Genomic DNA, 3,460 nt, shown 5'->3' with positions numbered 1-3,460 from the left:
GGAAGGATTATGTATGCGGATTTCGGGCTGTTTTTCAATCTGACAAGAGACCAGGGTGCACTTTATGCAACGACAGATGTACTGGATACATACATATACCGGGCATTACGGGTAACCGGGGATATTGGAATTGGTTCCGCTGTGGGATGTTTCCAGGCAGTGATAGGGTTTCTGCTGATTATGGGATCCAATCTGGTTGTTCGCAAACTGGACAAAGACAGTGCATTATTTTAGCAGGGAGGAATGAAAATGAAGAAAGATATATCATTAGGCCCTAAAATTATTATTTATGCATTTCTGGGTCTGTGTTGTTTACTATGCGTAATTCCCATTATTACGGTGGTATCCATTTCCTTTTCCAGCGATATAAGGATTATGAAAGAAGGTTATGGAATTTTTCCAAAAGGCGTGACGTTGGACGCTTATAAATTCGTATTTAAAGATGCGGCAGCAATTCTCAGATCTTACGGTGTGACGATTTTAGTCACTGCCCTGGGACTTGGAATCGGTCTTACACTGAATTCCATGATTGCATATGTCCTTTCCAGAAAAGATTATGCATGGCGCAAGGCACTGACTGTATTTCTGATTATTCCCATGGTATTAAACGGCGGTATGGTTCCTACCTATATCTGGTTGACAAAATATCTGCATTTAAAAAATACAATCTGGGCAATGCTGCTTCCCATGTTGATCGTACCATGGTTTATCATCTTGATGCGTACATTTTTTACCCAGCTGCCGGCTTCCCTTATGGAAGCTGCAACCGTTGATGGTGCGGGCGAGCTGACCATATTTACGAAAATTGTATTGCCCCTGGCAAAACCAGCACTTGCAACGGTAGGGATGTTTATCACATTAAATTACTGGAATGACTGGTTCCAGCCGCTTATGTATATTGACAACAGAGAGCTTTATAACCTCCAGTATCGGCTGTATGTACTCATGAGGGATGTGCAGGAAATGATAAAGAATTCGGCCATATCCGGTATGGGAATCAGCATGGCGGACATGCCCACGGAATCTATGCGAATGGCGATGTGTGTCATTGCAGCGGGACCGATGCTGGCAATATTCCCGTTTTTTCAGAAACATTTTGTAAAGGGCTTGACAGTCGGAGGCGTAAAGGGATGATTAAAGAATGTAATTTGCTATGTCAATTACTATAAATTAATTAAGGAGGAATAAAGGATGAGAAGGAAGAAATTTATTGCCCTTGGAGTGGCAGCAGTAATGGTAATGGGTACACTGGCTGGGTGCAGCGGAGACGGTAATGCAGACAAAAGCGGGGAGACCGGCACAAAAGCGGAAAGCAGCGGGGAGACCGTTGGAAAAAATGAAGGATCTGAAGAAGCTGACGCAGAAACGGAAAAAAATGAGAATAAGGAAGTTGTCAATTTAAAAATCCATACACCGGTTCCGGAACAGACAGACGGAAAAGCAGTAATGGAGGCATTGAATGAGTATACAAAAGAAAAAATAGGAGTAACTGTAGATTATGTGTTCCATGGCGGAGCTTATGGAGATAAAATTCAGACCATAATCGCATCCGGTGAAGAGTATGACGCCTGCTTTACGTCAAACTGGCTGAATCCTTACAATACGAATGTGGTAAAAGGGGCATTTATCGATATTACAGATCTGCTTCCAAAGGCTGCACCGGAACTGCAGAAGGCAATACCGGACTATATATGGACGGCAGCTACGGTAAAAGGCGGAATTTATGCAGTCCCAAACCAGCAGATTGTTGCCCGCCAGATCGGTGCGCTGATGCCAAAAGATTATGTGGAGGGGACAGGAACAGACATTAATAAGATTAAAAACCTCACTGATTTAGGGGAATATGCGCAGAAAGCTTTTGACCAGTTCGGAGCTAAAGTAGGAGGGGTGAACCGTGCCCAGGCAGCAGATTACTGCGGATACGAGTATATCAGTGACTATATGGCTGCCGGAGCAATTAAGATGGATGATACAAACGCAAAGGTTGTAAATTTCTATGGAACGGATGAATGGAAAAATATGCTGAATGAATTGGTCGGCCTCAATGAAAAAGGGCTTCTGGACGGCGAATGCGGATATATGGATGAATACGGCGAGAGCCAGCGTGTTGCAAAAAAGATGTCTGCTTTTTATTCCGGAACCTATAAACCGGGAGTGGAGGCAGAAGAATCAGCCAGAGCAGGATATGACTGTGTTATGGCAACTGCGGCTACGAACCCCTATATCTCTACCAACAGTGTAATTGCAACCATGTATGGAATTTCTACCACATCCAAGCATCCGGAAGAGACACTGAAATATTTGGAACTGATCAACACAGATCCATATGCTATGAATCTGATTTCCTACGGTATCGAAGGAACACACTACAAGAAGACCGGGGATAATACAATTGAGCTGATTGCAGACAGCGGTTATTCCCATGGCCAGTCGTGGGCATTGGGAAATGTATTTAACACCTATGCACTTGCCGGACAGCCGGAAGATATCTGGGAGCAGACCAGGGTATTGAATGACAGTGCGAAGACATCTCCGATTCTTGGTTTTTCCTTTGATCCTGAGGCAGTCAAAATGGAAGTGACCAATGTGTCTAAAGTGGTAAAAGAGTATGAAAGCCTGGTAGGCGGCGAGCTGCCTGTAGAGGAAACCAATGCAGAATTTCTGGAAAAATTAAACGTGGCAGGAATTGATAAAGTAATGGCTGAAATGCAGAAGCAGATTGATGAATTTCTCGCTACAAAATAAAAAAGGATACCGATAAATTCGTAACGCCGTGGGCAGATGAGCTTTCGCCCACGGTGTTTTCACGGATAAAGAAGAAAGTGGTAAAAAAAGAAGTTTTTGCCAGAATTAATAGTTGCAAAAAGATGGTTTCTGTTAGAAGATGATAATATCCTGTGTGTTAACCGTAGATTCAAACAATATGGACTACCGGGTGATAGTGTGGGACAGAAAGATTTTTATATAAATTGTCTGACAGGGGGGAAGTTATATGAAATTGATGGAAAGCTGCAGGGGTTATCTTGCCAATAAGCGAAAAGACCAGAAGCAGATGGAGAATCGTAAAATATTTGGCAGAATTTTCCTTGGAATTTCAGTGAGTATGCTGGTGGTAACTCTGGCGGGATCAGGATGGATGTACCGTATGGTGAAAAAGGTCATCATCGACCAGAATATCAGAATGTCTATGCAGGCTTTTTCGCAGGTTCAGACGGATTTTGAGGAAGCCAACGGTACCGCCAATATGATTGCCACTCAGGTAATGCTGGATGATGTCTGCTCTGAGCTGCTGACGGCAGTTTCGGGTCAGAAGCTGAACAGCATCACCTTGAGTAAGGTCCGCAACCAGCTTTCCCTGTATCAGAATACCAATCCGGAAGTGGAATCCATCTATATTTATAATAATGATCTGGATCTTTTTATCACATCCGGCAGCAGGTTTGGGGCTGTGGGAAAAGAA

The 3,460-nt window shown here is 43.4% G+C and carries 3 protein-coding genes and 1 pseudogene; all 4 read left to right on the top strand.

Annotation, left to right across the window (positions count from 1 at the left end; all coding sequences use genetic code 11):
- Positions 1-234: pseudogene (locus ACH2DQ_RS15535) on the top strand (sugar ABC transporter permease); the annotation flags it as partial.
- A gap of 15 nt (positions 235-249) precedes the next feature.
- On the top strand, positions 250-1,134 hold the full coding sequence (locus ACH2DQ_RS15530; protein WP_394911917.1) for a carbohydrate ABC transporter permease: 885 nt from the start codon (positions 250-252) through the stop codon (positions 1,132-1,134).
- 57 nt (positions 1,135-1,191) lie between these two features.
- Positions 1,192-2,745, top strand: a complete 1,554-nt coding sequence (locus ACH2DQ_RS15525; protein WP_394911916.1) for an ABC transporter substrate-binding protein — start codon at positions 1,192-1,194, stop codon at positions 2,743-2,745.
- 247 nt (positions 2,746-2,992) lie between these two features.
- A partial coding sequence (locus ACH2DQ_RS15520; protein WP_395027345.1) for a hypothetical protein occupies positions 2,993-3,460 on the top strand: 468 nt, incomplete at its 3' end.

The sequence above is a fragment of the Robinsoniella sp. genome, assembly GCF_034124845.1.
The sequence above is the reverse complement of the archived record's forward strand: the minus strand, read 5'-3'. Positions and strand labels throughout refer to the sequence as shown.

What these genes read in the sequence shown, in the direction of transcription:
- ACH2DQ_RS15525 (WP_394911916.1), top strand. Translation starts at nt 1,192, where the DNA reads ATGAGAAGGAAGAAATTTATTGCCCTTGGAGTGGCAGCAGTAATGGTA.
- ACH2DQ_RS15530 (WP_394911917.1), top strand. Translation starts at nt 250, where the DNA reads ATGAAGAAAGATATATCATTAGGCCCTAAAATTATTATTTATGCATTT.